Origin of the sequence: Thiofaba sp. EF100, assembly GCF_039822285.1 — a bacterium.
Taxonomy (GTDB): domain Bacteria; phylum Pseudomonadota; class Gammaproteobacteria; order Halothiobacillales; family Halothiobacillaceae; genus Thiofaba.
In genome coordinates, this window is sequence record NZ_JBAJEY010000001.1 from 615,450 (window position 1) to 640,955 (window position 25,506).

A 25,506-nucleotide genomic window follows, 5' to 3' on the forward strand; every position below is an offset into this window, starting at 1 on the left:
GCCCGCCTGCGCACACCCTGCCCCATCAAAAAAGATGATGCCCCCTCGAAAAATGGGTCCCGGGCATCGGCCCGGGGCGGGCCTCCTACATCGCCTTTAACGCCCCTTGCCGCGCTTGGCCGGTCCCGGTTTGTTGCCTGTGGGCCGAGCACGCGCGGCCTCCGGCTTCGCGCGCCGGGCCGGGGCGGCAGGCTTGCCGTCCCGCACCGAAGGCTGGGGCGGCAGGCCGGTGTGCTTGGTCAGGAACTTCTGCTGGCCATGTTTTCTTCCGGTACGCGCCCCCTCGCCGCCGGTCAGACCGGTGCCGGCCGGCTGCCAGCTCGGTACGAGATGGCGCTTGCCATTGCCGATCAGATCGGCCCGGCCCATGCGCTTGAGCGCCTCGCGCAGCAGCGGCCAGTTCTCGGCGTCGTGGTAGCGCAGGAAGGCCTTGTGCAGGCGGCGCTGCTTGAGGCCCTTGGGCGAGTACACCTCCTCGGTGCCGGTGCGGCGCACGGTGCGCAGCGGGTTGCGGCCGGAGTGGTACATCGCGGTCGCGAGCGCCATGGGACTCGGCAGGAAGGCCTGCACCTGGTCGGCGCGGAAGCCGTTCGCCTTCAGCCACAGGGCCAGGTGCATCATGTCCTCGTCCGTGGTGCCCGGATGCGCGGCGATGAAGTACGGGATCAGGTACTGCTCCTTGCCCGCCTCACGGGAGAACTTCTCGAACATCGCCTTGAAGCGGTCATAGGTGCCGATCCCCGGCTTCATCATCTTGGAGAGCGGACCGGACTCGGTGTGTTCGGGCGCGATTTTCAGGTAGCCGCCGACATGGTGGGTCACCAGCTCCTTGACATAGGCCGGCGACTGCACGGCCAGGTCATAGCGCAGGCCGGAGGCGATCAGCACCTTCTTGATCCCCGGTAAGGAGCGCGCCTTGCGGTAGAGCTGGATCAGCGGGCCATGGTCGGTGTTCAGGTTCTTGCAGATGTCCGGAAAGACGCAGGACAGCCTGCGGCAGTTCTCCTCGATCTTCTCGTCCTTGCAGGCCAGCCGGTACATGTTGGCGGTCGGCCCGCCGAGGTCGGAGATGACGCCGGTGAAGCCCTTGACCTTGTCGCGGATCTCCTCGACCTCGCGCAGGATGGATGCCTCCGAGCGACTCTGGATGATGCGCCCCTCGTGCTCGGTGATGGAGCAGAAGGTGCAGCCGCCGAAGCAGCCGCGCATGATGTTGACCGAGAAGCGGATCATCTCCCAGGCCGGGATCCGGGCGTCGCCGTAGGCCGGGTGCGGGGCGCGGGCATAGGGCAGGCCGAACACGCCATCCATCTCGGCGGTGGTCAGGGGAATGGGCGGCGGGTTGATCCACACATCCCGATCCCCATGCCGCTGCACGAGGGCGCGCGCATTGCCGGGGTTGGTCTCAAGGTGCAGCACGCGCGAGGCGTGGGCGTACAGGATGGGATCGTCCTTGACCTGCTCATAGGCCGGCAGGCGGATCACCGTGCGCTCGCGCGGGTGATTGCGCGGGATCTCTCGGCGCAGATGCACCACCTTAACCTCTGCAGCCTTGCCCCCCTCTCCCTGCGGGAGAGGGGCCGGGGGTGAGGGCTCATCCTTGCTCGCGCAGGTCGCCGGCGAGGTCATGGCATAGGGATCGGGATGCGGGGCCACGGGACCCGGCTCGTCCACGGTGGTCGAGTCCAGCATCACCCAGCCCTCGGGGATGGTGCCATCGGTCATGAAGGCGGTGCCGCGGATGTCCCGCATGGTGCGCGGGTGCTCGCCCTTGGCCGCGCGGTGGGCGATCTCGACGATGGCGCGCTCGGCATTGCCGTACACCAAGAGGTCGGCCTTGGAGTCCGGCAGCACGGAGCGGCGCACCTTGTCCGACCAGTAGTCGTAGTGGGCGATGCGGCGCAGGGAGGCCTCGATTCCGCCAATGACGACCGGCACGTCCTTGTAGGCCTCCCGGCAACGCTGGGCGTACACGGTCACGGCGCGGTCGGGACGCTTGCCGTGCTCGTCGTTGGGGGTGTAGGCGTCGTTGTGGCGCAGGCGGCGATCCGAGGTGTAGTGGTTCACCATCGAATCCATATTGCCCGCACTCACGCCAAAGAACAGGTTGGGCTTGCCGAGCTGGCGGAAGGCGTCCACCGAGGTCCAGTCCGGCTGGGCGATGATGCCGACGCGAAAGCCCTGCGCCTCCAACATGCGGCCGACCACCGCCATGCCAAAGCTCGGGTGATCGACGTAGGCATCCCCCACCACGATGATGATGTCGCAGGAGTCCCAGCCGAGCTTGTCCATCTCCGCGCGCGACATGGGCAGGAACGGCGCGGTACCAAAGCGGCTTGCCCAGTATTTACGGTAGGAAAAGATGTTCTTGGCAGGGAGCATGGGAAGAGCCTCGCGGAAGGCGGGCGGACAGGGAAGGGTGCGGACAATAGCATGAATTGGAAGGGAAATATCCCTTCAAGTTCCCCCGTCCGCGCAGGGCCGGCTCAGCGCTGGCGACGGCCGAGTGCCTCGACCTCGGCCAGCCAGCGGGCGCGCCGCTCCTCCGTGCTGTGACGCACCGGACCGAAGGTACTCACCCGCACCGGAGAGACGCCGCAGAAACCGAGGATGGCGTCCTTGACCAGCCGGATCCCCGGTGAGCCGTAGAGCAGCCCGTGCAGGAGCGGCGGGGTGTCCATGGTCACGATCAGTCGGGCCGACCGCCCCTTCAGCAGCTTCCTCCAGCGCCAAGCGGAGATCATCTTGAAGGCAAAACCGGGCAGCAGGATGCGGTCGAAGAACCCCTTCATCACGGCAGGCATGTCGCCCCACCAGGTGGGGTAGATGATCACCAGGTGCTCCGCCCAGCGGATCGCCTCCTGGGCATAGACGAGATCGGGCTCAAGCGGCTGGATCTCCTTGTAGCCGTGATGCAGGAGGGGATCGAAGTCCAGTTCGCCCAGGTTGAGCCGCCTCACCTCCGCCCCGGACATGTCGGCGCCGCGGGCATAGGCCTGCTCGAGCGCGCCGCAATAGGTTTCCGAGTCGGGGTGACCGAGGATGATGAGGATGCGCATGGTCGGTATCGCCTGTCAGTACCCTTGCCCCACAACACTTAGCAGGTCCCAGGCGCTGGCGCATGAAAAACCCCGCGCGCGGCGGGGTCCGGATCGATGCGGGCGAAGGCCGGCGAATCACATGTGGCGGATGATCTCGTCGCCGAACGCCGAGCTGGTGACCTCGGTCACCCCCTTCATCAGGCGGGCGAAGTCGTGGGTGACGCGCTCGCCCTGGATGGCGCCCTCCATGCCGCGGATGATGGCGTCGGCGGCCTCGTTCCAGCCCATGTGGCGCAGCATCATTTCGGCCGAGAGGATGATCGACGACGGGTTGGCGATGTTCTTACCGGCGATATCCGGCGCAGTGCCGTGGGTGGCCTCGAACATGGCGACGGTGTCGGAGAGGTTCGCGCCCGGAGCAATGCCAATGCCACCGACTTGGGCCGCCAGCGCGTCGGAGATGTAGTCGCCGTTGAGGTTGAGGGTGGCAACGACGCTGTAATCTTCCGGACGCAGCAGGATCTGCTGCAGGAAGGCGTCGGCGATGGAGTCCTTGATGACGATATCCTTGCCCGTATTGGGGTTCTTGACCACCATCCATCCGCCCTTGCCCAGCGGCTGGGCACCGAACTCGTCACGGGCCACTTCATAACCCCAGAGCTTGAAGCTGCCCTCGGTGAATTTCATGATGTTGCCCTTGTGCACCAGGGTCACCGAGTCGCGGTTGTTGTCGATGGCGTACTGGATCGCCTTGCGCACCAGGCGCTTGCTGCCCTCAGCTGAGACCGGCTTGATGCCGATGCCGGAGGTTTCAGGGAAGCGGATCTTGGTGACGCCCATCTCCTGCTGCAGGAAGTCGATGACCTTCCTGACCTCCGGCGTCCCGGCGGCCCATTCAATACCGGCGTAGATGTCTTCGGAGTTCTCCCGGAAGATGACCATGTCGGTCTTCTCCGGCTCCTTCACCGGGCTCGGAGTGCCCTTGAAATAGCGTACGGGACGCAGGCAGACGTACAGGTCCAGATCCTGGCGCAGGGTCACGTTCAGCGAGCGGATGCCGCCGCCGACCGGGGTGGTCAGCGGGCCCTTGATGGAGACCACGTAGTCCTTGACTGCCTCCATGGTCTCGGCCGGCAGCCAGGTACCCTCGCCGTAGACCGCATTGGCCTTTTCACCAGCGTAGACCTCCATCCAGGCGATCTTCTTCTCACCACCGTAGGCCTTCTCCACCGCCGCATCCACCACCTTGATCATCACCGGGGTGATGTCCACGCCGATGCCGTCGCCCTCGATGAACGGGATGATCGGCTGGTTCGGCACGTTAAGGGAATGGTCTGGATTGGTGGTGATCTTGGCGCCAAAGGCGGGGAGCTTGATCTTGGACATCGGCGACCCTAGCGTTGAAAAGTTGAAGCGTCGAATTCCAGGCTGTGTCAAAAGCCTTTGACGCAGCCTGGAAATGCGAGCCATGGAGGGCTCGCGCGAGAATCAATCACGATAAGTGATTGATTCTCGGAGCCCGTCGCGGGCATGTACCGCAACGGGGCGAGTTTCAAAAGGGCAGGACAGCCCTTTTGAAACAGTCTGATTATACCCGATCCACGGCGGACAGCCCGTCCCCGATTTGCTACCCTTGCGCGCATGATCTGGAAACCCCATGCCACCGTGGCCGCCGTGCTGGAACAGGATGGACGCTTCCTCCTGGTCGAGGAGCGCATCGGCGGCGAAATCCGCCTGAACCAGCCCGCAGGCCATCTCGAGGAGGGCGAGAGCCTCATCGAGGCGGTCGTGCGCGAGACGATCGAGGAGGCGGGCCTGGTGTTCCGCCCCACCCATCTGGTCGGCCTGTACCAATGGCGTGCCCCTGAGAGCGGCGCCACCTACCTGCGCGCGGCCTTCGGTGGCGAGATCGAGCGCGTCATCGACGACGCCGTGCTGGATACGGGTATCCTCGGCCCCGTCTGGCTCACCCCGGACGAGGCACGCGCCCGCGCGGCCCAGCACCGCAGCCCGCTGGTGATGGCCTGCATCGAGGATGACCTCGCCGACCGCCGTTACCCCCTCGATCTGATCCGCTACTTCCCGTCATGAGCCGCGGTATGAAGGTCATCGTCGGCATGTCCGGCGGGGTGGACTCCTCGGTCGCCGCCCTGCTCCTCAAGGAACAGGGCTTCGACGTCGAGGGCCTGTTCATGAAGAACTGGGAGGGCGACGACACCGAGGACTACTGCCCGGCCAGGCAGGACATGATCGACGCCATGGCGGTGTGCGACCGGCTCGATATCCCGTTCCATTTCGTCAATTTCGCCAAGGAATACTGGGACCGGGTGTTCGCCTATTTCCTGGCGGAATACCGCGCCGGACGCACGCCGAATCCGGACATCCTGTGCAACCGCGAAATCAAGTTCCGCGCCTTCCTCGACCATGCGCTGAACAACCTCGGCGCCCAAGCCATCGCGACCGGCCATTATGCGCGCGTCGCCCATGATGCTTCCCGGGCCCACCTGCTCAAGGGCCTGGATGCGAACAAGGACCAGAGCTACTTCCTGCACGCCCTCGGCCAGGAGCAGTTGCGTCATGCCATGTTCCCCATCGGCCACCTGCCGAAGCCCGAGGTGCGCAGGCTGGCCGAGCAGGCCGGCTTTGCCACCGCGAAGAAAAAGGACAGCACCGGCATCTGCTTCATTGGCGAACGCCGCTTCACCGAGTTCCTGCAGCGCTACCTGCCCGCCCAGCCCGGCGACATCGTCACCCTCGAGGGCCAGGTCATCGCCCGCCACCATGGCCTGATGTATTACACCCTCGGCCAGCGCCAGGGACTCGGCATCGGGGGCTTGCGCGGCTTTTCCGAGGAGCCCTGGTTCGTGGTCGACAAGGACCTGGCCTCCAATCGCCTGATCGTCACCCAGGGCACCGACCACCCCTCGCTCTACCGCCCCGCCCTGCTCGCGAGCCAGGTGCACTGGATTGCAGGCGCCCCTCCGACCCTGCCACTGCGCTGCCAAGCCAAGGTGCGTTACCGGCAGGCGGACCAGGAATGCATGGTTTATCCCCACGGCGATGGTGTGCGGGTCGTTTTCGACACGCCCCAGCGCGCCATCACCCCCGGCCAGTCCGTGGTGTTCTATGCCGGAGAGGAATGCCTTGGCGGCGCGGTGATCGAGGCAGGGATCAATCTGGAGGACAACGACTGATGGCCCATACGATCGAAGACCAGACGCTCGCCCTCGCCGGCATCGTCCAGGCCTGCCTGTTGGTGCGCGAATTGGCGCACCATGGCCAAGCGCCGTCCCACGCGCAGGCGGCCAGCCTCGCGAGCCTGTTCCGCATCGACGCAAGCGACGTCCCCGCCGTGTACGGCGGGGTCAGGCAGGTCGGCGAAGGCCTGCGCCACCTGCGCAAACAACTGGCCGGGCAAGCCGGCAACCAGGACATCGAGGTCACCCGCCACGTCCTCACCCTGATCCAACTGGCCGGCCAGCTGCTGCGCCTGCCGGACATGCTGCAGCAACTGGGGCAGGGCTTGCAGGCGCTCGACGCCAAGCAGCGCGAGCTCGGACCGGACGCCCCGGAGGTCATCGAGGGCCTGGCAGGACTCTACCAGCGGACCATCAGCACCTTAAGCCCGAAGGTCATCGTCAACGGCAACCCCCAGCAACTGAACCGGCCGGAGGTCGCCCAGCGCATCCGCGCCGCCCTGCTGGCGGGGATCCGCTCGGCCGTGCTCTGGCATCAATGCGGGGGGAGTCGCCTGAGCCTGATCTTCCGCCGCAAGCGCTTCCTCGCGGCCGCGGATGGCCTGCTGCGGGGCGGGATCAGGCTGGTGGACGAAGCGTGAGAATAAGGAATGCGGCGGAGCGCCGTGAAGGATGGGGGCGCGGGGATCAGGCCTGCCGCGGTCGGCGGTGGCGCCTCCGCTCAGCCAGATAGATGAAGCCTGGCAGGGCGAACACCGCATACAGGACGATCGCGACGGTGTAGAACTCCCACTGCTTGGGATGCAGCTCGCCCGGGCACTCGGACAGGCCAAGGAAGGCCCCAAGGCTTAGCTGGCAACCGAGCTCCAGCCGCCAGGCCAGCAGGGCCACAAGCCCGAACCCCACCCCCCACTCCAGCAGACGCACCCAGAACGGCTTGACCTCACCGCGCAGGCCGATGACGGCAAACAGGCGCTCGTTGATCCAAGGCAGGTTGGACAGCACCAGGGCGGCCACGAGGAGGGTGAAGACGGCACTCTGGGAGGTCATGTATCCCGCCTCAGAGCGCGTTGAAAACGCTCGCACAGAGCGCAATCAGGCTGGTCGGATACAACCCCAGGGCCACGATGGCCAGGCCGTTCACGTTCATGACCAGCCGCGCATCCCAGGAACGGGTCGGCATGCCCTGCACGATGGCCTTGTCGAAGTAGGCCATCTTCACCGCACGCAGGTAGTAGAAGGCGCCGATCACGGACATCACCACCGCATACACCGCCAGCCACACCATGTCGATGTCGACCACGGCCTGCAGCACCGCGAGCTTGGCCCAGAAGCCGAGGGTGAACGGGATGCCGGCCATGGAGAACATCAGCACCAGCAGGATGAAGGCTATCCACGGGCTGCGGTCGTTGAGGCCCTTGAGATCGTCGAGCTGATCCGCCTCCAGGCCCTTGGAGGCGAGGTAGGTGATCAGGCCGAAGCCACCGAGGGTCATCAGCGCATAAGCGAGGGTGTAGAACAGCGCGGCCGAGGCACCGGCCGTGGTGCCCGCGAGCACACCCAGCAGGATGAAGCCGACGTGGGACACGGTCGAATAGGCCAGCATGCGCTTGAAGCTGGTCTGCGCGATGGCGATCACGTTGCCCACGAACAGCGAGGCCACGGCGAACACGATGAGCAGGGTCTGCCAGTCGTCCAGCATGGCGCCCAGGGCATCGCCGAGCAGGCGCAGCAGCAGGGCGAGTGCTGCGATCTTCGGCGCGGCACTCATATAGAGGGTCACGCCAGTGGGGGCGCCGTCATAGACATCCGGCAACCACATGTGGAACGGCGCGGCACCGACCTTGAACACCAGGCCCGCGACCATGAACACGATGGCGAACACCAACGCGGTGTCGGAGGCGGTGCCCCCCATGACCGCCTGGCGGATGGCCGGAAGATCCAGCGAACCGGTCACACCGTAGAGCATGGACATGCCATACAGCAGCAGACCGGAGGCCAGCGCGCCAAGGACGAAATACTTCATCGCCGCCTCGGAGGCGCGGATGTCGTCGCGGTGAACCACCACCATGGCATACATGGCGAGCGACATCAGCTCAAGACCGAGGAACACCAGCAGCAGGCTGTAGGCGCTGACCATGACCATCATGCCCAGCACGCCAAAGAGGCCGAGGATGTAGTACTCGCCCTTCTGGATGTCGCGCTCCTTGAGGTAGTCGCGCGAGAGGGCGAAGGCCATGGAGGTGATCAGCAGGATGAACAGCTTCATCACATCCGACATGGCATCGTTGATGACGCTCCCCTCGAAGCTCAGGCGCTGATCCGCACTGGCGCCGAACCAGACGGCCACGAAGGTCGCGGCCAGGGCGGCCTGGCTGAGCCAGTAGGTGACGTCGCGGCGGCCATCGCGCAGGAAGACGTCGATCAGGAGGATCGCACAGGCCAGAGCCAGGAGGAGGATCTCCGGCAGTACGGGCATCAGGTTGAGCGCATCAAGGGTCATGTCGGTACCAAAGCTCAAAGCTTGGATTGGGCAATGTGGTGGACGAGGTTGTCGATGCTGGCGTGCATGACATGGGCCAGCGGATCAGGCCACACACCGAGCAGGATCACGAAGAAGGCCAGGCTCGCCATGATCAAGAATTCGCGGGCATTCACGTCGGGCATGCGGGCCACCTCGGCATGGCGCACCTCACCGAAGATCACGCGCTTCACCATCCACAGGGTGTAGGCGGCGCCGATGATCAGGGTCAGGGCCGCGATCAGGGCAATCCAGAAGTTGGCCTTGAAGCTTGCGAGGATCACCATGAACTCGCCGACGAAGCCGGAGGTTCCAGGCAGGCCAACGTTGGCCATGGCGAACAGCACGACGAAGGTCGCAAACCAGGGCATGCTGTTGACCACCCCGCCGTAGGCCGAAATCTCGCGGGTGTGCATGCGGTCATACAGCACGCCGATGGCGAGGAACATGGCGGCGGAGATGAAGCCGTGCGAGACCATCTGCACCATGGCCCCCTCGAGCGCGAGCGAAGCCCCGCCCTCGCCCACCGGGTTCTGCATGATCATGAAGACGATGAACATCCCCAGGGTGACGAAGCCCATGTGCGAGATGGAGGAATAGGCCACCAGCTTTTTCATGTCGCTCTGCACCAGGGCGACGAAACCGATGTACACGATGGCCACCAGCGACATGAAGATGATCAGCCAGTCGAGCGCGGCGCTCGCATCCGGGGTGATGGGCAGGGAGAAGCGCATGAAGCCATAGCCGCCGATCTTCAGCATGATCGCCGCCAGGATCACCGAGCCACCGGTCGGGGCCTCGACGTGCGCATCCGGCAGCCAGGTGTGCACCGGCCACATCGGGATCTTGACCGCGAAGGCGATCAGGAAGGCGAGGAAGATCAGGGTCTGCTCAGTGGCATTGAGCGGCAGGGCGTGCATGTCCAGCACGCTGAAGCTGCCCGACTTGAAGTACATGTAGATCAGGGCGACCAGCATGAACACCGAGCCGAGGAAGGTGTAGAGGAAGAACTTCAGCGTGGCGTACACGCGGCGCGGACCGCCCCACATGCCGATCACGAGATACATCGGGATCAGCATACCCTCGAAGAAGAAGTAGAACAGGATGGCGTCGAGGGCGGCGAAGGTGCCGACCATCATGCCTTCCATGATCAGGAAGGCGGCCATGTACTGGGCCACCTTCTCCTGGATGACCTCCCAGCCGGCCAGCACCACCAGCACGGTGGTGAAGGTGGTCAGCAGGATCAGCGGCATGGAGATGCCGTCCACCCCGAGGAAATAATCGATGTGGAAGGTCGGGATCCACGGGAGGCGCTCGACGAACTGCATGGATGCGGTCGAGGCGTCAAAACCGAAGGCGAGCGGCAGGCTGAGGAAGAAGACCAGCAGACTGCCCAGCAGGCTGATGCGGCGAACGGCCTGCGGTGAGCGATCGCCAACCATCAGCACCAGCACGCCGGTGATGATGGGGAGCCAGACAAGCAGGCTAAGCAGGGGCCAATCAGCAAACATCCAAGCGTCCTAGGTTCTTAACGTTGTGAGGAGTGGTTGCGTGGTTCCGGGCGGATCAGAAGAACAGCGCCCAGGTCAGCATCACCAGCAGGGCCAGGATCATCACGAAGGCGTAATGATACATGAGCCCCGTCTGCATCAGCCGTGCTACGGCCGCCAGACGGCCGATGCCGTTGGCTGTGCCATTGACCAGCAGGCCGTCGATCAGCTTGCTGTCGGACCATTGCCACAGACCGCGGCCCAGGGCACGGCTGCCGGCGGCGAACACCGTGTTGTTGAAATCATCGAAGCCGTAGCCGCGCTTGAGCAGGCGGTTGAGCCAGGCAAAACGCTGCTCGGCCTGAGCGGCAATGTTGCGGTTCTTGAGGGTGATCAGCCAGGCCAGGGCGACGCCCGCGGCCGCGAGCCACAGGGCCGGCGTCATCAGACCGTGCAGGACGAAGGCAGCCGCACCATGGAAGGAAGCACCCATCACGCCGAGCACGTCATGCGCCTCGTTGACATGGATGATGCCCTTGAACAGCTCACCAAACAGCATCGGCTCGATCGCCACCCAACCGATCATCACCGCCGGGACGGCGAGCACGATCAGCGGCAGGGTGACCACCCACGGCGACTCGTGCAGATGCTCGCGGGTATGCTCATCCATGCGCTCCTTGCCGAAGAACACCAGGAAGAACATGCGGAAGGTGTAGAAGGCAGTGACGAACACCCCGAACAGCACCAGCCAGTAGGCCAGCCCCGCCCCCGGCAGGGTCGAGTGGTGGATCGACTCGATGATCGCATCCTTGGAGAAGAAGCCGGAGAAACCGGGGAAGCCGATCAGAGCCAAGGCGCCGATCAGGAAGGTCCAGAAGGTGATCGGCATGTACTTGCGCAGGCCGCCCATCTTGCGGATGTCCTGCTCGTGGTGCATGGCGATGATGACCGAGCCTGCGGCCAGGAACAGCAGGGCCTTGAAGAAGGCGTGGGTCATCAGGTGGAAGATCGCCGCCGAGTAAGCCGAGGCACCGAGCGCGGCGGTCATGTAGCCAAGCTGGGACAGGGTGGAATAGGCCACCACCTGCTTGATGTCGTTGGCGACGATGCCGAGCAGGCCCATGGAGAAGGCGGTGATGGCACCGATGACCATGATGAAGGCGAGCGCAGCCTCGGACAGCTCGTACATGGGCGACATGCGCGCCACCATGAAGATGCCCGCGGTCACCATGGTCGCGGCGTGGATGAGTGCGGAGATCGGGGTCGGGCCCTCCATGGAGTCCGGCAGCCAGACGTGCAGCGGGATCTGCGCGGACTTACCCATCGCGCCGATGAACAGCAGGATGCAGATCACCGAGATCAGCGACCAGTCGACGCCGGGGATCACCTGGATCTGGATCGCGGCAAGCGTGCTCGCCTGCTCGAACACCTTGGCGTAGTCCAGGGTGCCGGTGTAGACCAGGACCGCGGCGATGCCGAGCAGGAAGCCAAAGTCGCCCACCCGGTTGACCAGGAAGGCCTTCAGGTTGGCGAAGATCGCACTCTCGCGCTTGTACCAGAAGCCGATCAAGAGGTAGGACACCAGGCCCACCGCCTCCCAGCCGAAGAACAGCTGCATGAAGTTGTTGCTCATCACCAGCATCAGCATGGAGAAGGTGAAGAGCGAGATGTAGCTGAAGAAGCGCTGATAGCCCGGATCGTCATGCATGTAGCCGATGGTGTAGATGTGCACCATCAGACTCACACCGGTGACGATGACCATCATCACGGCGGTCAGGTTGTCGACCAAGAAACCCACCTCAAAGGTGAACAGGTCGCTGGCCAGCCAGGTGTAGACCGCGCCGTTGAAGGCCGCCCCGCCGTCGAGCACGTGGAACTTGAACGCGACCAGGGCGAGCACGAAGGCCACGGCCACACCGAGGATGGTGACACTATGCGCACCCGCGCGGCCGATCTGGCGGCCGAACAGGCCGGCGATGATCGAGCCGATCAGCGGGGAGAGGACGATCCAGAGGTACAGGGTTTCCATGCGTGTTAGCCCTTCACGCTGTCGAGGTCGGACACGTTGATGCTGCGGCGGTTACGGAACAGCACGACCAAGATGGCGAGGCCGATCGCAGCCTCGGCAGCGGCCACGGTCAGGATGAAGAACACGAAGGCCTGTCCGGCGGTATCCCCCAGAAAGTGGGAGAAGCCGACGAAGTTGATGTTCACCGCGAGCAGCATCAGTTCGATGCTCATCAGCAGGATCAGCACGTTCTTGCGGTTGAGGAAGATCCCGGCGAGCGACAGTCCGAACAGGACGGCGCCGAAGATCAGCACATCAGACAGGGCGATCATGCGCCTTCTCCTTCATTCGTGGCCTGGACACGGCTCTCGGCAGGCATTTTGACCATGCGGATACGATCCTCGCGGCGCACCTTGGCCTGCGCGGCGGCATCCTGGTACTTGACACCAGGACGGCGACGCAGGGTGAGCATGATGGCGGCGACCATCGCCACCAGCAGGATCACCGCCGCGATCTCGAACGGATAGACGTAGACGGTGTACAGCACGCCGCCGAGTTCGGCCGTATTGCTGTAGTCCGCCGGTTTCGGCGCAGGCGCGGGATAGATGTCCAGGCCGAACAGCTTCGGCCCCAGCACCAGCGACATCTCGACGATCATCACCACGGCCACGGCAGCACCGATGGGCAGGAAGCGGACGAAGCCCTCGCGCATGACCGCGGTGTTGATGTCCAGCATCATCACCACGAACAGGAACATGACCATCACCGCCCCGACGTAGACCAGGATCAGCACGATGCCGAGAAACTCGGCCTCCAGCAACAGCCACACCAGCGCGGTGCTGAAGAAGGTCAGGATCAGGTACAGCGCGGCATGCACGGGGTTGCGCGTGGTCACCATGCGGAACGCGGAGAGCACCGACACCGAGGTGAAGATGAAGAACAGCAGCTTGATGAAGCTCATGGGTAGAAACCTGTCATTGCGGGCCTGTCATGACCACCCGGTCAGCGGTAACGCGCATCGGCCAGACGATCAGCCGCGATCTGCGCCTCGTACTTGTCACCCATGGCCAGGAGCTTGTCCTTGGTCATGATGTGCTCGCCGCGCGCCTCGAAGTGGTACTCGAACACGCGGGTCTCGACGATCGCGTCCACCGGGCAGGCCTCCTCACAGAAGCCGCAGTAGATGCACTTGAACAGGTCGATGTCGTAGCGCGTGGTGCGGCGGGTGCCATCCTCACGCTGCTCCGACTCGATGGTGATGGCCAGCGCCGGGCAGACCGCCTCGCACAGCTTGCAGGCGATGCAGCGCTCCTCGCCGCTGGCGTAGCGGCGCTGCGCATGCAGGCCGCGGAAGCGCGGCGACATCGGGGTCTTTTCCTCCGGGTACTGCACGGTGAACTTGCGGGCGAACAGGTAGCGCCCGGTCAGCTTCATCCCCAGCAGCAGCTCCCACAGGAACCAGGTCTTGATGAATTGTTTGATGGCGTTCATGGGCAAGGCTCCGTTACGCAAACCAGGGGCCAAGCTTGAAGTACACGGCCACACCCTCGACCACGATCCACAGGATCGTCAGCGGGATGAAGACCTTCCAGCCCAGGCGCATGATCTGGTCATAGCGGTAGCGCGGGAAGGTGGCACGGAACCACAGGAAGAGGAACAGCAGGATGGCCACCTTGGCGAACATCCAGAAGATGCCCGGCACCCAGGCGAAGGCCGCCTCGAGGAAGCTCCCTTGGAACGGCGACAGCCAGCCGCCGAGGAACATGACCGCGGTGAGGGCCGAGATCAGGATCATGTTGGCGTATTCGGCCAGCATGAAGATGGCGAAGGCCATGCCGGAATATTCGACGTGGAAACCCGCGACGATCTCGGATTCGCCCTCGGCGATGTCGAACGGGGCGCGGTTGGTCTCGGCCACGCCGGAGATGAAGTAGACCAGGAACATGGGCAAGAGCGGCAGCCAGTACCAGTTCAGGATGCTGCCGTCCTGGGCGCGCACGATCTCCTGCAGGTTGAGGCTCTTGCTCGCCATCAGCACGCCGACCAGGGCGAAACCCATGGCGAGTTCGTAGGCGATCTTGTGCGCGGCCGAACGCATGCCACCGAGCAGGGCGTACTTGGAGTTGGAGGCCCAGCCGGCGAGGATGACACCATAGACGCCCGCAGCGCCGACCGCGAGGACGTAGAGCAGACCGGCGTTGACATCGGCGACCACCCAGCCGTCATCGAAGGGCACCACGGCCCAGGCCACCAGCGCGGCAATCAGGATGATGATCGGCGAGGCGAAAAAGATGAACTTGTTCGCCTGGCTCGGAACGATGATCTCCTTGAACACCAGCTTGAACATGTCGGCCAGCGGCTGCAGGGCGCCGCGCGGGCCGACCCGGTTCGGGCCGATGCGCACCTGCATGTAGCCGATCACCTTGCGCTCGGCCAGGGTCAGGTAGGCGACCGCGCCGGTCAGGGGCAGGATGATGAGCAGGGTCTGGATCAGGATCAGGACGACCTGCTGCATGCCCTCGGGAAAGAGGTTCAACAGTGGGGAGAGGAACTCGGCCATCGTTTACACCTTGCGAACCTGAACGTGGAGCGCATCGCCAAGGGCGGCGGTCTGCGCCGCGCCGTAGGGGATCCATGCACATCCCGCGGGAATGCCTTCATCGGCCTGCACGGCCAGGGTGATATGCGCGTCGCCCGCGGCAATCACGGCCGCATCCGTCAGCCCAAGCCGCGCGATCTCGTCGGGATGCAGACGCACGACCACGTTGCCCCCCTCAAAGGTTGCCTGCAGGGCCGGCGAGCGACGTACCAGGGCATCCGAGGCATACAGGGCGACGCCGCCGATGCGCTGCATGCCCTCCTCGCTCGCCGCCTGGGCAGAGGGGGCCACGTCGACGGGCGCGAGGCCTTGGTCAAGCGCCACGTCCTGACAGAGGGCGCGCAGTTCGTCACGCACCTCTTCCGAGGATAGGTAGTCGAACCCTTCGAGGTTCGCCAGGTTGCCGAGCACGCGCAGCACCTTCCACCCCGGACGGGCCTCACCCTGCGGGCGAGCCACGCCGCGCATCCCCTGCCAGCGCCCTTCGGTGTTGACGTAGGTGCCGGAGGTCTCGGCAAAGGCCGCGATCGGCAGGATCACATGGGCGTAAGACTGCATGGCGGCGGTCATGAACGGCGAGAGCACGACATTGCACTCGGCCTGGGCCAGAGCCTTGAGCGCGGCCTCTCCCGCCAGGCTGTCATGCTCGGGCTCGACGCCGACCAGCAGGTGGGCCTTGCCGGCGCCGGCGAGCATGGCCGCCGCGTGCAGACCGGCCACGCCTGCGGCCTTCCCGCCCGGCAGGCGGTGGGGCACGGCCCCGGCCAGCCAGGCGCCCGCGCTGTTGCCACTGGCGGCGAATTCGCCCAGCGTGGCCCCCGTGGCAGCCGAGATCGCACGGGCGAGCTGGCGCAGCACGGCGAGGTCCGGGTGGGCCTGGGCGAGCGCACCAAGGTAGATGCCGGCACGCTTGGCCTGCTTGAGGGAGGCGGCCACAGCCTCGTGGCGCGCCTCGACCCGGGCCTGGGCCACGAGCGTCGCCAGCGCGCCGCCCAGCCCTTCCGGCCCGAGCGCGGCGAGAATGGCAGCAAGATCGTCAACCATGCCGGCGTTGCCGGAGGCGAGCTGCTCGAACACCTCGAAGGTCTGCGGCAGCACGGCCGGGTTGACGAAGGAGACCTTGGCGCCGGCGAGGGCGGCCTTGCGCAGACGCTGGGCCAGCAGGGGTTGCTCGTGACGGATGTGGCTGCCGATTACCAGCACGGCCTGCTGGTGGTCGAGCTCGGCGACATCATGGCCGAGCCAGGGCATGGCAGGCAGGGCGTCCTGGTCGCGGAAGTCGCGCTGGCGCAGGCGGTGGTCGATGTTGGCCGAGCCGAGCCCACGGGTCAGCTTCTGCGCAAGGTAGATCTCTTCGAGCGTGCTGTGTGGGGCCACGAGGGTGCGCAGTGCGCTGCCCGCGGCCTTGAGGCCGCGAGCCGCGATCTCCAGCGCCTCTTCCCAGCTGGCCTCGCGCCAGCCGGCCTCGACACGCACCATCGGGCTGGTCAGGCGATCGCCCGCCGTAAGGCCCATGTAGCTGAAGCGGTCGCGGTCGGACAGCCAGACCTCGTTGACCGCCTCATTCTCGCGCGGGACCACGCGCATGACGTTGCCGTCGCGGGTGTGGACGTAGATGTTGGAACCCAGGCCATCGTGCGGGGCAATGGCCGCATGCTGGGCCAGCTCCCAGGGGCGGAAGGTGTAGCGCGACGGCTTGGCGGTCAGGGCGCCGACCGGACACAGGTCGATGACGTTGCCGGAGATCTCCGAAGTCACCGCCTTGGCGATGTAGGTGCCGATCTCCATGTGCTCGCTGCGACCGGTCGCCCCCAGCTCGCGCAGGCCGGCAATCTCCTCGCCGAAACGCACGCAGCGGGTGCAGTGGATGCAGCGGGTCATGTCGGTGGCGATCAGCGGACCGATGTCCTTGTCCTTCACCACGCGCTTGGTCTCGGAGTACTGACCGACGCCGTCGCCATAGCCCATGGCGACGTCCTGCAGCTCGCACTCCCCGCCCTGGTCGCAGATCGGGCAGTCCAGCGGGTGGTTGATGAGCAGGAACTCCATGGTCGCACGCTGGGCGGCGATGGCCTTGGGCGACTTGGTGAATACGCGCATGCCTTCGGAGATGGGCGTGGCGCAGGCCGGCAGGGGCTTGGGCGCGCGCTCAACCTCAACCAGGCACATGCGGCAGTTGGCCGCCACAGACAGCTTGCGGTGGTAGCAGAAACGCGGGATGTGGATGCCGGCCGCGTCGGTGACCTCGATCAGCATGTCACCCTGGCGCCCATGCAGCTTCTGGCCATCGACCTCGATGGTGATCAGATCGTCGCTCATTCTCAGGATCCTTGCGGCCTTCAGCGGCCCATGGCATCGACCATGCTATGGCCGTGCTCGATGTAGTACTCGAATTCGTGACGGAAGTGCTTGAGGAAGCTGCGCACCGGCATGGCCGCCGCATCGCCCAGGGCACAGATGGTGCGCCCCTCGATCTTGCTCGCCACGTCGTCCAGGCGCTTGAGGTCCTCCAGCGTGCCCTTGCCCTCGACGATGCGGTTGAGCATGCGGTACAGCCAGCCCGTACCCTCGCGGCAGGGCGTGCACTGACCGCAGGACTCGGAATAGTAGAAGCGCGAGATGCGGCGCAAGGCCTTGACCATGCAGGTGGAGTCGTCCATCACGATCATGCCGCCGGAGCCGAGGAAGGTCCCGGCCTTGGCGATGGAGTCGTAGTCCATGTTGACCTGCATCATGACCTCCCCCGGAACGACGGGCACGGACGAGCCACCGGGAATGACGGCCTTGAGCTTGCGCCCATGACGCACCCCACCGGCCATCTCAAGCAGCTTGGCAAACGGGGTGCCCATCGGGATCTCGAACACCCCGGGATTGTTCACGTGGCCGGAGACGGAGAACATCTTGGTGCCGCCGCTGTTCGGCACGCCAAGATCCGCGAACCACTTGCCGCCGTTGCGCATGATCGCCGGCACGGAGGACAGGGTTTCGGTGTTGTTGATCGTGGTCGGACGGCCGTACAGACCGAAGTTGGCAGGGAACGGCGGTTTGAAGCGCGGCTGGCCCTTCTTGCCCTCCAGCGATTCGAGCAGCGCGGTCTCCTCGCCACAGATGTAGGCGCCGGCGCCGAGCGAACCGTAGAGGTCCATGTCGACGCCGGAACCAAGGATATTCTTGCCCAGCAGGCCGGCCGCATAGGCCTCCTTCAGCGCCTGCTCGAAGCGCTGGAACGGCAGGTCGCCAAATTCGCCGCGCATGTAGTTGTAGCCGACGGTGGCACCGATGGTGTAGCCGGCGATCGCCATGCCCTCGACCAGGGCATGCGGGTTGTTGAGTAGGATCTGGCGATCCTTGGCCGTACCCGGCTCGGACTCGTCCGAGTTGCAGACGATGTATTTCTGCCCCGGAGCATTGCGCGGCATGAAGCTCCACTTCAGCCCGGTGGGGAAACCCGCGCCGCCACGGCCACGCAGATTGGAGGCCTTGAGCTCCTCGATGATGACCGCAGGGTCAGTCTTCTCGGCCAGGATCTTGCGCCAGGCCTGGTAGCCGCCGGTCTTGAGGTAGCTCTCAAGGGTCCACGGCTCGTCGAACTGGCGGGTTGCGAAACAAACCTGAACGGTCATGGTTTAGTGCCCATCGTCTTGTTGCGCCACGGCGTCGAGGATCGCGTCCACCTTCTCCGGGGTCAGGCGCTCATAGTACACGTGGTCGACCTGCATCATCGGCCCGCCATCACAGGCGGCCAGGCACTCCTCCTCGCACTTGAGGAAGAACTTGCCGTCCGGGGTGCTCTCGCCGGTCTTGATGCCGAGCCTGTTCTCGATGTGCTCGACGATGCGGTCGGAGCCCATCAGCCAGCAGGAGATGTTGGTGCAGACGGAGATGCTGTGGCGCCCGACCGGCTTGGTCTCGAACATCGAGTAGAAGGTCGCCACCTCGTAGGCGGCGATCTCCGGGATGCCAAGATAGGCCGCCACGGCGTCCATCAGCTCGGTGGTCAGATAGCCGTGATTCTGGTGCTGCACGGCGCGCAGGGCGGCGAGCAGGGCCGACTGGCGACGATCCGCCGGATACTTGGCGAGCCAGTGCTCGATCTCGGCACGGGTTTCCTCGCTCAGCACGGCGATCTTGCGTTCACGTTCTTGCGCGTTCATCAACGGTCAACCTCACCAAAGACGATGTCCTGCGTGCCGATGATGGCCACCACGTCGGCGATCATGTGCCCGCGCGACATCTCATCCAGACCGGAGAGGTGGGCGAAGCCCGGCGCACGGATCTTCAGGCGGTACGGCTTGTTGGCGCCGTCGGACACAAGGTAGATGCCAAACTCCCCCTTCGGGTGCTCCACGGCCGAGTACACCTCCCCTTCCGGCAGGCAGAAGCCCTCGGTAAACAGCTTGAAATGGTGGATGAGGGCCTCCATGTCGGCCTTCATCTCCTCGCGGCGCGGCGGGGCGAACTTGTGGTCCTCGGTCAACACCGGGCCCGGGTTCTTGCGCAGCCAGTCGATGCACTGCTTGATGATGCGGTTGGACTGGCGCATCTCCTCGACCCGCACCAGATAGCGGTCGTAGCAGTCACCATTGACACCGACCGGGATGTCGAAGTCGACCTTGTCGTAGGCCGCGTAGGGCTGCTTCTTGCGCAGGTCCCACTCGATGCCGGAGCCGCGGATCATCGGCCCGGTGAAGCCCATGGCCAGCGCACGCTCGGGGGACACCACGCCGATGCCGACGGTGCGCTGCTTCCAGATGCGGTTGTCGGTCAGCAGGGTTTCGTATTCGTCCACCAGGGCCGGGAAGCGCTGGGTGAAGTCCTCAAGGAAGTCGAGCATCGAACCCTGGCGGGCCTCGTTCATGCGCGCCACATCGCGGGCCGAGTGCCACTTGGACGGGCTGTACTGCGGCATGGCGTCCGGCAGGTCGCGGGCGACACCGCCCGGACGGTAGTAGGTCGCGTGCAGACGGGCGCCCGAGACTGCCTCGTAGCAGTCCATCAGGTCCTCACGCTCGCGGAAGCAGTACAGGAACACCGACATGGCACCGATGTCGAGGGCATGCGCCCCGAGCCACAGCAGGTGGTTCAGGATGCGGGTGATCTCATCGAACATCGTGCGGATGTAGAGCGCACGCTCCGGCACCTGGATGCCGGCCAGCTTCTCCATCGCCATCACATAGGCGTGCTCGTTGCACATCATGGACACGTAGTCGAGACGATCCATGTAGCCGATGCTCTGGTTGTAGGGCTTGCTCTCGGCCAGCTTCTCGGTGGCCCGGTGCAGAAGGCCGATGTGGGGATCGGCGCGCACCACCGTCTCGCCATCCAGTTCGAGGACCAGGCGCAGCACACCGTGGGCCGAGGGGTGCTGCGGGCCGAAGTTCAGCGTGTAGTTTTGAATCTCGGGCACGACTCAGCCCTTCTTCTGCTTGGAGAGGATGTAGCGGTGATCGTCGCGGATCACCCGCGGCACCAGCACGCGCGGTTCAATACTGACCGGTTCGTACACCACGCGGCCCTTGGCCTCGTCGTAGCGCATCTCGACGTGTCCGATGAGCGGGAAGTCCTTGCGGAACGGGTAACCGACGAAACCGTAGTCGGTGAGGATGCGGCGCAGGTCGGGGTGACCATCGAACAAGATGCCGAACAGATCAAAGGCCTCGCGCTCGAACCAGTTGGCGGCGGACCAGATGTCGCACACCGAGGGCAGGACCGGCATCTCGGCATCCGCGCAGTACACGCGCAGGCGCAGGCGTGCGTTGTGGCGATAGGAGAGCAGATGGTAAACCACGGCAAAACGCGGACGCTCGGGGGCCGCCAGCGGCAGATCGTCACCGAACTTCAGCCGCCCCGCAGTGGCCTCCTGCACACCGCGGCTGAAGCCGCCCTTGCTGACCGTGTCATCGGCCATCCACTCGCTCTTGCCGTAGTCGCTGTAGTCGACGCCGCACAGATCGACCAGCTGCTCGAAGGCAAAGTCGGCCTCCGAACACAGCGCCTCACAGACGTACAGCAGCTCCTCCGCCGGAAGCTCGAGGGTCAGCTCATCATGCTTCTGGACCAGCGCGCTGAAGCGCCCCGCGAAGCGGGACTCCAGTTCACCGCGCAGTTGCTCAAGGGATTTAGCCATGGCTTATGCCTCGATGGGCTGGCGCGCGATGGTGCTGGTGCGCCGGATCTTGTTCTGAAGCTGGATGATGCCGTAGAGCAACGCCTCCGCCGTGGGCGGGCAGCCAGGCACGTAGATGTCCACCGGCACGATGCGGTCGCAGCCGCGCACCACGGCATAGGAATAGTGATAGTAGCCACCGCCGTTGGCACAGGACCCCATGGAGATGACCCAGCGCGGCTCCGCCATCTGGTCGTAGACCTTGCGCAGGGCCGGGGCCATCTTGTTGACCAGGGTGCCGGCAACGATCATCACGTCCGACTGGCGCGGGCTTGGGCGGAATACCACCCCGAAGCGATCGAGGTCATAGCGCGATGCGCCGGCGTGCATCATCTCCACCGCACAGCAGGCCAGACCAAAGGTCATCGGCCACAGCGAGCCGGTACGCGCCCAATTGATGAGCTTGTCAGCAGAAGTCGTGACAAAGCCCTTGTCGAGAACACCTTCTATTCCCATTCCAGAGCCCCCTTCTTCCACTCGTAGACAAACCCGATCACCAGGATGAGCAGGAACAGGCCCATGGCCAGCAGGCCGAAGGTGCCGATCTCATCCAGGGCGACGGCCCAGGGAAAGAGAAATGCGATCTCGAGGTCGAAGATGATGAAAAGGATGGCGACGAGGTAGTAGCGCACGTCGAACTTCATGCGCGCATCCTCGAAGGCGGCAAAGCCACACTCGTAGGGCGAGTCCTTCTCCTTCTCGGGACGACGGGGGGCAAATACGAAGCCCGCGGCAAGCATGGCGACACTGAACGCCAAGCCGACCACGAAGAACACCAGGACAGGAAGGTAGTTCTCCAGCACGCGCCTCACTCCTCCGGACAATTGGGCGCAGGAGAAACCCGGGCACCGAGGTGCCGCATTCCAGCCTTGCGCCCTGATCGTGGTTATTGTAATGCTCGGTTCTGGCGACCGATGAATCCCGGCGAACCGGAACCCTGAAATGGTGCGGATGGTGGGACTCGAACCCACACGTCTTTCGACACTACCCCCTCAAGATAGCGTGTCTACCAATTCCACCACATCCGCGATGATCATTTGGCCGACGGCACATCCGTCGGCTTGCTTTCCTGCGGAACAACCTCCGTGCTGACGGGGACTTCCGAGGATACGACGCTGCTCCGCTGCGGAGCGGACGTAACAATATACGCAAGAAGCAGGCTTGTCACGAAAAAAATCGCAACCAGCCAGGCCGTGGTGCGGCTCAGGAAGGTGGCCGCGCCACGCGCACCAAAAACAGTCGACGAAGCGCCGCTACCGAAGGCCGCACCTGCGTCCGCCCCTTTGCCTTGCTGCATCAGGACCAGCCCGATCAGCACAATGCCGACGAGCACATGAAAACCGACCAGCAGAGCGGTCATGCCGCACCCCCAGCTGCTGCACAAATGGCCATGAAATCTTCCGCCTTGAGCGAGGCCCCACCGATCAGGCCGCCGTCGATGTCCGGCATGGCCATGAGTTCGGCCGCGTTTTCCGGCTTCATGCTGCCACCATACTGGATGCGCGCGCGCGAGGCCACGCCCGCGTCATGCGCCGCCAGGCGGGCCCGGATAAAGGCATGAACCTGCTGCGCCTGTTCAGGCGTGGCGGTACGCCCGGTGCCGATCGCCCAGACCGGCTCATAGGCGATCAGCGCCCGCTCGAAGGCCGCGACACCGGAAACCCCGAGCACCGCATCCAGCTGACGCGCAACCACCGACTCGGTCACCCCCTGCTCGCGCTCCTCCAGCGTCTCCCCCACACACAGGATGGGACACAGGCCAGCGCGCAGGGCATTGGCGAACTTACGGGCCACATCTTCATCCGTCTCGCCACACAGGGCGCGGCGCTCGGAGTGACCGACGATGACATAGGAACAACCGGCATCGCTCAGCATGGAGGCCGACACCTCACCGGTGTAGGCGCCATCCTGCTCATACAGAGAGACATCCTGGGCACCGACACCGATGCCTTTGCCTCCCAGCCCCTCGACGACCTGCCGGATGAAGATGGCCGGCGGGCAGACCGCCACATCCACGCCACCCACCGCGCGCAAACCAGCGATGAGGTGGTCAACGCTCGCACGCCGGCCATTCATCTTCCAGTTTCCTACAACGATCGGTCTGCGCATGGGTATCGAAGGGTTATCAAAAACGGCCGCCAAGATTACTCAGAACGGGGGCCGAAATCAAACCGTTTAACAGGTCATTGAAAAAGTCTTTCCGCGGTCTGCCAAGACACGCCGCGGGGGCGGAGAAGGCACCACGCGTGGCTGATATGCCGTCACCGCCGCCTGCAAGGCCCGCCGGGGCATCGCCTCAGAGCTCGGCAACCGCGCGCCGCACCAGCTCCGCCAGTTCCTCGGCCGCCTGTCGGGTGCGCGCATCATCGTCACTCTCGACCATCACCCGCACCAGCGGCTCGGTTCCAGAGGCCCGCAGGACCACGCGCCCCCTCCCATCGAAATCATTCTCGATCTCGGCCACCCGGCGCCAGACCTCGCCCAGCGCCTCCAGATCAACCTTCCGGACCAGCGGGACATTGACCATCAACTGTGGATACTTGACCACGGCCCGGCGCAGACTGCTGAGCGGCTCCGCACGCCGGCGCATGGAGGCCACCACCTGCAGCGCGGAGACAATGCCGTCCCCCGTATTGGCACGATCCAGGCAGAGGATGTGGCCGGAGCTTTCCCCGCCGTACATCCAGCCACGCTTCACCAGGGCCTCGTACACATGCCGGTCGCCCACCTTGGCGCGCACGAAGGGCAGGCCGAGCGCCTGCACCGCGAGCTCCAGACCGAGGTTGCTCATCAGGGTGCCGACCACCCCGCCGCGGTACCCCTCCTGCTCGACGCGCTCACGTACGATGGCATACAGGATCTCGTCGCCATCGAGCACCGCGCCGGTCTCGTCGACCATCACCACCCGGTCGCCGTCGCCGTCAAAGGCGATGCCCATGTGCGCGCCATGCTCCAGCACCGCCTGCCTCAGCGCCTCGGGATGGGTTGAGCCACACCCTGCGTTGATGTTGAACCCATCAGGGGCCACGCCGAGCGCGACAACCTCCGCCCCGAGTTCGGCAAAAACCTTGGGCGCAATGTGATAGGTGGCGCCATGCGCGCAGTCGAGCACGACGCGCAGGCCCGAGAGGCTCGTGCCGAGCGGCAGGGTGGCCTTGCAGAATTCGATGTAGCGTCCCGCGGCGTCGTCGATCCGACGCGCCTTGCCGAGCCGCTCGGAGGGCTCGACCTCAAGCGGGGCATCCAGCAGGGCCTCAATGGCCAACTCCATTTCATCCGGCAGCTTGGTACCCTGGGCGCTGAAGAACTTGACCCCGTTGTCCTCGAAGGGATTGTGCGAGGCGGAGATGACGATCCCGGCGGAGGCTCGCAGGGTGCGGGTCAGATAGGCGATGGCCGGGGTAGGCATGGGACCGAGAAGGCGCACCTCCACACCGGCCGCGATCAACCCGGCCTCGAGCGCCGACTCCAGCATGTAGCCGGAGATGCGCGTGTCCTTGCCAAGCACGACCTTGCGCGCCCCACTGTCGGCGAGCGCCTTGCCCGCAGCCCAGCCCAGCTTGAGGGCGAAATCCGGGGTCATGGGCCACTGCCCGACCCGCCCCCGAATCCCGTCCGTGCCGAAATACTTCATTCAGAACTCCCCACCTTGCGTGAGCCCTTGCCACACGCGCACCGCATCCACCGCAGGACGCACGGCATGCACGCGCACGATGCGGGCTCCGCGGTCCAAGGCCATGACGTGGGCCGCGAGCGAGCCGGCATCCCGGTCCGCAGGCAACGTCGCACCGGTCAACTGGCCGATCATGCGCTTGCGCGACATCCCGACCAGCAACGGAAAGCCGCGCGCCGCAAGGCGTGGCAGGGCATGGAAAAGTGCGCGATTGTGGCCGAAGTCCTTGGCGAAACCAAATCCGGGGTCGAGGGCGATGGCATGGGCAGGCACTCCGGCAGCCATGCACGCCTGCGCGCGGTCCAGCAGGAAGGCTTCCACCTCCTCCACTACATTGTCATAACAGGCCAAATCCTGCATAGCACGCGGATCGCCGCGCATATGCATGAGACAGACGGCCACCCCACCCTCGCACACGACCTCCAGCGCGCCCGGCAGGCGCAAGGCGCGCACGTCGTTGACCAGAGCGACCCCGAGACGGATCGCCTCGCGCATCACCTCAGGTTTGCTGGAATCGAGCGAGAGCGGCACCGGGCAGCCCTGCAACCCCTCGAGCACCGGGCCGAGGCGATCCAGCTCTTGTTGCGCACTGACCGGGGTCGCGCCCGGGCGGGTCGACTCGGCGCCCAGATCGAGCATATCGACCCCGTCCGCGATCATCGTCTCGGCCTGGGCGAGCGCTGCATCGGCCGAAAAAAAACGACCCCCGTCCGAGAAGGAGTCAGGGGTCACGTTGAGGATGCCCATGACGCGCGGTCGCTCGCGCGTCCAGGCGTGCAGGTCGAAGGCCGCCATGCGAATCCCTCCTCTC

25 protein-coding genes and 1 tRNA gene are annotated in these 25,506 nt (G+C 65.0%); 3 read left to right on the top strand and 23 right to left on the bottom strand.

Annotation, left to right across the window (positions count from 1 at the left end):
- Positions 1–96: 96 nt before the first annotated feature.
- From V6D91_RS03005 to icd, 3 genes are all read right to left on the bottom strand, one after another.
- Positions 97–2,382: a YgiQ family radical SAM protein gene (locus tag V6D91_RS03005; protein ID WP_347317697.1), complete on the bottom strand. Its 2,286-nt coding sequence runs from the start codon at positions 2,380–2,382 to the stop codon at positions 97–99.
- 104 nt (positions 2,383–2,486) lie between these two features.
- Positions 2,487–3,059, bottom strand: coding sequence for an NAD(P)H-dependent oxidoreductase (locus tag V6D91_RS03010; protein WP_347317698.1), 573 nt, complete (start codon positions 3,057–3,059; stop codon positions 2,487–2,489).
- Between the two features lie 117 nt (positions 3,060–3,176).
- Positions 3,177–4,427, bottom strand: coding sequence for an NADP-dependent isocitrate dehydrogenase (icd, locus tag V6D91_RS03015; protein WP_347317699.1), 1,251 nt, complete (start codon positions 4,425–4,427; stop codon positions 3,177–3,179).
- Positions 4,428–4,682: 255 nt separating this feature from the next.
- Between icd and V6D91_RS03020 the strand changes: the two genes are divergently transcribed.
- Genes V6D91_RS03020 through hflD form a run of 3 tightly spaced genes read left to right on the top strand, consistent with a single transcriptional unit; the run spans position 4,683 to position 6,879 of the window.
- Positions 4,683–5,132 (top strand): NUDIX hydrolase, encoded by a 450-nt coding sequence (locus V6D91_RS03020; protein ID WP_347317700.1) that lies wholly within the window; start codon positions 4,683–4,685, stop codon positions 5,130–5,132.
- 8 nt (positions 5,133–5,140) lie between these two features.
- Positions 5,141–6,235 (top strand): tRNA 2-thiouridine(34) synthase MnmA, encoded by a 1,095-nt coding sequence (gene mnmA / locus V6D91_RS03025; RefSeq protein WP_347317701.1) that lies wholly within the window; start codon positions 5,141–5,143, stop codon positions 6,233–6,235.
- The gene (gene hflD / locus V6D91_RS03030) at positions 6,235–6,879 is read left to right on the top strand and encodes a high frequency lysogenization protein HflD (protein ID WP_347317702.1); all 645 of its coding nucleotides are present in this window, start codon (positions 6,235–6,237) and stop codon (positions 6,877–6,879) included. Before mnmA ends, hflD begins: the two co-directional genes overlap by 1 nt.
- 46 nt (positions 6,880–6,925) lie before the next feature.
- Here hflD and V6D91_RS03035 read toward each other — a convergent pair whose 3' ends face one another.
- The 20 genes from V6D91_RS03035 to folP all read right to left on the bottom strand — a co-directional run bounded on the left by V6D91_RS03035 (position 6,926) and on the right by folP (position 25,490).
- Positions 6,926–7,288 carry a DUF2818 family protein gene (locus tag V6D91_RS03035; protein ID WP_347317703.1) on the bottom strand — a complete coding sequence of 121 codons (363 nt, stop codon included), beginning with the start codon at positions 7,286–7,288 and terminating at the stop codon, positions 6,926–6,928.
- A 10-nt stretch (positions 7,289–7,298) separates the two neighbouring features.
- Complete coding sequence (nuoN, locus tag V6D91_RS03040; protein ID WP_347317704.1) at positions 7,299–8,741, bottom strand: NADH-quinone oxidoreductase subunit NuoN; 1,443 nt, start codon at positions 8,739–8,741, stop codon at positions 7,299–7,301.
- A gap of 14 nt (positions 8,742–8,755) precedes the next feature.
- On the bottom strand, positions 8,756–10,270 hold the full coding sequence (locus tag V6D91_RS03045; protein WP_347317705.1) for an NADH-quinone oxidoreductase subunit M: 1,515 nt from the start codon (positions 10,268–10,270) through the stop codon (positions 8,756–8,758).
- Positions 10,271–10,325: 55 nt separating this feature from the next.
- Positions 10,326–12,278, bottom strand: a complete 1,953-nt coding sequence (nuoL, locus tag V6D91_RS03050; protein WP_347317706.1) for an NADH-quinone oxidoreductase subunit L — start codon at positions 12,276–12,278, stop codon at positions 10,326–10,328.
- Positions 12,279–12,283: 5 nt separating this feature from the next.
- Complete coding sequence (nuoK, locus tag V6D91_RS03055) at positions 12,284–12,589, bottom strand: NADH-quinone oxidoreductase subunit NuoK (RefSeq protein WP_347317707.1); 306 nt, start codon at positions 12,587–12,589, stop codon at positions 12,284–12,286.
- Positions 12,586–13,218 (bottom strand): NADH-quinone oxidoreductase subunit J, encoded by a 633-nt coding sequence (locus tag V6D91_RS03060; RefSeq protein ID WP_347317708.1) that lies wholly within the window; start codon positions 13,216–13,218, stop codon positions 12,586–12,588. The genes nuoK and V6D91_RS03060 overlap by 4 nt, the downstream gene beginning before the upstream one ends.
- Before the next feature lie 41 nt (positions 13,219–13,259).
- Positions 13,260–13,748, bottom strand: coding sequence for an NADH-quinone oxidoreductase subunit NuoI (gene nuoI, locus V6D91_RS03065; RefSeq protein ID WP_347317709.1), 489 nt, complete (start codon positions 13,746–13,748; stop codon positions 13,260–13,262).
- Between the two features lie 13 nt (positions 13,749–13,761).
- Complete coding sequence (nuoH, locus tag V6D91_RS03070; RefSeq protein WP_347318103.1) at positions 13,762–14,772, bottom strand: NADH-quinone oxidoreductase subunit NuoH; 1,011 nt, start codon at positions 14,770–14,772, stop codon at positions 13,762–13,764.
- 48 nt (positions 14,773–14,820) lie between these two features.
- Positions 14,821–17,175 (bottom strand): NADH-quinone oxidoreductase subunit NuoG, encoded by a 2,355-nt coding sequence (gene nuoG, locus V6D91_RS03075; RefSeq protein ID WP_347317710.1) that lies wholly within the window; start codon positions 17,173–17,175, stop codon positions 14,821–14,823.
- 20 nt (positions 17,176–17,195) lie between these two features.
- On the bottom strand, positions 17,196–18,479 hold the full coding sequence (nuoF, locus tag V6D91_RS03080; RefSeq protein WP_347317711.1) for an NADH-quinone oxidoreductase subunit NuoF: 1,284 nt from the start codon (positions 18,477–18,479) through the stop codon (positions 17,196–17,198).
- Between the two features lie 3 nt (positions 18,480–18,482).
- Entirely contained in the window at positions 18,483–19,010 is a 528-nt protein-coding gene (nuoE, locus tag V6D91_RS03085; RefSeq protein ID WP_347317712.1) for an NADH-quinone oxidoreductase subunit NuoE, read from the bottom strand.
- Positions 19,010–20,263, bottom strand: a complete 1,254-nt coding sequence (locus tag V6D91_RS03090) for an NADH-quinone oxidoreductase subunit D (RefSeq protein ID WP_347317713.1) — start codon at positions 20,261–20,263, stop codon at positions 19,010–19,012. The genes nuoE and V6D91_RS03090 overlap by 1 nt, the downstream gene beginning before the upstream one ends.
- A 3-nt stretch (positions 20,264–20,266) precedes the next feature.
- Entirely contained in the window at positions 20,267–20,983 is a 717-nt protein-coding gene (locus V6D91_RS03095) for an NADH-quinone oxidoreductase subunit C (protein WP_347317714.1), read from the bottom strand.
- Positions 20,984–20,986: 3 nt separating this feature from the next.
- Complete coding sequence (locus tag V6D91_RS03100) at positions 20,987–21,478, bottom strand: NADH-quinone oxidoreductase subunit B family protein (RefSeq protein WP_347317715.1); 492 nt, start codon at positions 21,476–21,478, stop codon at positions 20,987–20,989.
- A complete protein-coding gene (locus tag V6D91_RS03105; protein ID WP_347317716.1) occupies positions 21,469–21,825 on the bottom strand; it encodes an NADH-quinone oxidoreductase subunit A in 357 nt (118 codons plus the stop codon). The genes V6D91_RS03100 and V6D91_RS03105 overlap by 10 nt, the downstream gene beginning before the upstream one ends.
- Positions 21,826–21,965: 140 nt before the next feature.
- A tRNA-Leu gene (locus tag V6D91_RS03110) sits at positions 21,966–22,050 on the bottom strand.
- A gap of 5 nt (positions 22,051–22,055) precedes the next feature.
- Positions 22,056–22,382, bottom strand: a complete 327-nt coding sequence (secG, locus tag V6D91_RS03115) for a preprotein translocase subunit SecG (RefSeq protein ID WP_347317717.1) — start codon at positions 22,380–22,382, stop codon at positions 22,056–22,058.
- Entirely contained in the window at positions 22,379–23,131 is a 753-nt protein-coding gene (tpiA, locus tag V6D91_RS03120) for a triose-phosphate isomerase (protein ID WP_347317718.1), read from the bottom strand. The genes secG and tpiA overlap by 4 nt, the downstream gene beginning before the upstream one ends.
- 187 nt (positions 23,132–23,318) lie before the next feature.
- Positions 23,319–24,656: a phosphoglucosamine mutase gene (glmM, locus tag V6D91_RS03125; RefSeq protein WP_347317719.1), complete on the bottom strand. Its 1,338-nt coding sequence runs from the start codon at positions 24,654–24,656 to the stop codon at positions 23,319–23,321.
- Positions 24,657–25,490 (bottom strand): dihydropteroate synthase, encoded by an 834-nt coding sequence (gene folP / locus V6D91_RS03130; RefSeq protein ID WP_347317720.1) that lies wholly within the window; start codon positions 25,488–25,490, stop codon positions 24,657–24,659.
- Positions 25,491–25,506: the final 16 nt, after the last annotated feature.

Coding starts and splice junctions, on each gene's coding strand:
- V6D91_RS03005 (WP_347317697.1), bottom strand. CDS start 2,382: ATGCTCCCTGCCAAGAACATCTTTTCCTACCGTAAATACTGGGCAAGC.
- V6D91_RS03010 (WP_347317698.1), bottom strand. CDS start 3,059: ATGCGCATCCTCATCATCCTCGGTCACCCCGACTCGGAAACCTATTGC.
- icd (WP_347317699.1), bottom strand. CDS start 4,427: ATGTCCAAGATCAAGCTCCCCGCCTTTGGCGCCAAGATCACCACCAAT.
- V6D91_RS03020 (WP_347317700.1), top strand. CDS start 4,683: ATGATCTGGAAACCCCATGCCACCGTGGCCGCCGTGCTGGAACAGGAT.
- mnmA (WP_347317701.1), top strand. CDS start 5,141: ATGAAGGTCATCGTCGGCATGTCCGGCGGGGTGGACTCCTCGGTCGCC.
- hflD (WP_347317702.1), top strand. CDS start 6,235: ATGGCCCATACGATCGAAGACCAGACGCTCGCCCTCGCCGGCATCGTC.
- V6D91_RS03035 (WP_347317703.1), bottom strand. CDS start 7,288: ATGACCTCCCAGAGTGCCGTCTTCACCCTCCTCGTGGCCGCCCTGGTG.
- nuoN (WP_347317704.1), bottom strand. CDS start 8,741: ATGACCCTTGATGCGCTCAACCTGATGCCCGTACTGCCGGAGATCCTC.
- V6D91_RS03045 (WP_347317705.1), bottom strand. CDS start 10,270: ATGTTTGCTGATTGGCCCCTGCTTAGCCTGCTTGTCTGGCTCCCCATC.
- nuoL (WP_347317706.1), bottom strand. CDS start 12,278: ATGGAAACCCTGTACCTCTGGATCGTCCTCTCCCCGCTGATCGGCTCG.
- nuoK (WP_347317707.1), bottom strand. CDS start 12,589: ATGATCGCCCTGTCTGATGTGCTGATCTTCGGCGCCGTCCTGTTCGGA.
- V6D91_RS03060 (WP_347317708.1), bottom strand. CDS start 13,218: ATGAGCTTCATCAAGCTGCTGTTCTTCATCTTCACCTCGGTGTCGGTG.
- nuoI (WP_347317709.1), bottom strand. CDS start 13,748: ATGAACGCCATCAAACAATTCATCAAGACCTGGTTCCTGTGGGAGCTG.
- nuoH (WP_347318103.1), bottom strand. CDS start 14,772: ATGCAGCAGGTCGTCCTGATCCTGATCCAGACCCTGCTCATCATCCTG.
- nuoG (WP_347317710.1), bottom strand. CDS start 17,175: ATGAGCGACGATCTGATCACCATCGAGGTCGATGGCCAGAAGCTGCAT.
- nuoF (WP_347317711.1), bottom strand. CDS start 18,479: ATGACCGTTCAGGTTTGTTTCGCAACCCGCCAGTTCGACGAGCCGTGG.
- nuoE (WP_347317712.1), bottom strand. CDS start 19,010: ATGAACGCGCAAGAACGTGAACGCAAGATCGCCGTGCTGAGCGAGGAA.
- V6D91_RS03095 (WP_347317714.1), bottom strand. CDS start 20,983: ATGGCTAAATCCCTTGAGCAACTGCGCGGTGAACTGGAGTCCCGCTTC.
- V6D91_RS03100 (WP_347317715.1), bottom strand. CDS start 21,478: ATGGGAATAGAAGGTGTTCTCGACAAGGGCTTTGTCACGACTTCTGCT.
- secG (WP_347317717.1), bottom strand. CDS start 22,382: ATGACCGCTCTGCTGGTCGGTTTTCATGTGCTCGTCGGCATTGTGCTG.
- tpiA (WP_347317718.1), bottom strand. CDS start 23,131: ATGCGCAGACCGATCGTTGTAGGAAACTGGAAGATGAATGGCCGGCGT.
- glmM (WP_347317719.1), bottom strand. CDS start 24,656: ATGAAGTATTTCGGCACGGACGGGATTCGGGGGCGGGTCGGGCAGTGG.
- folP (WP_347317720.1), bottom strand. CDS start 25,490: ATGGCGGCCTTCGACCTGCACGCCTGGACGCGCGAGCGACCGCGCGTC.